This window comes from Salinarimonas ramus, from assembly GCF_014645695.1.
Lineage (GTDB): Bacteria > Pseudomonadota > Alphaproteobacteria > Rhizobiales > Beijerinckiaceae > Salinarimonas > Salinarimonas ramus.
Window position 1 is genome coordinate 1 of sequence record NZ_BMMF01000047.1, and the last position, 642, is coordinate 642.

A 642-nucleotide genomic window follows, 5' to 3' on the forward strand; every position below is an offset into this window, starting at 1 on the left:
CCTCTCGGTCGTCACCTATGCCGAACGCGCCCGGCCGACCGATCCTTGCAGATCGATACGGGTGTCCCGGACGCGTCCATCCTCTTCACGATGTCAAACATCGCCGCCGCTCGGATCGCTGTGCGACCACGAGCAGGGCGAACCTTGCTCTCGACGGATACAGCCGGCATCGACACCCGATCCGCGCCGAAGGCGCGAGATGGTGGAGCCAGACGGGATCGAACCGACGACCTCATGCTTGCAAAGCACGCGCTCTCCCAACTGAGCTATGGCCCCATCTTCGGCAAAGCCGAAGCTGTGTCCTTGTCCGGCCTTCGGCCGGTTCCGCGCACCGGCGCAGGCGCGCAGTCGCGCTTGCCGCCGCTCACGCGGCGGTGGCTGTCGGTGCACCTCACTGGTGGGCCTGGGACGACTCGAACGTCCGACCTCACCCTTATCAGGGGTGCGCTCTAACCACCTGAGCTACAGGCCCGATGCCGGGATCGTACGCGCGCCCCCGCACCGGATCACCGGCACGGATCGCTCGATCCGGTATCCTGAGAAGAAAGAGAAGCGCAGGCGGCCGTTTCCGTCCCGCAAACGCGGTCGTCACCGGCAAGCCGATGCGCCGCACATTATCCTAAGCCGTTCGTCAGGGAGGGG

General features: G+C 66.0%; 2 tRNA genes. Both read right to left on the reverse strand.

The window, feature by feature from the left end:
* Positions 1-200 precede the first annotated feature (200 nt).
* A tRNA-Ala gene (locus IEX89_RS24160) sits at positions 201-276 on the reverse strand.
* A gap of 119 nt (positions 277-395) precedes the next feature.
* Positions 396-472 (reverse strand) — tRNA-Ile (locus IEX89_RS24165).
* Between the last annotated feature and the right edge of the window lie 170 nt (positions 473-642).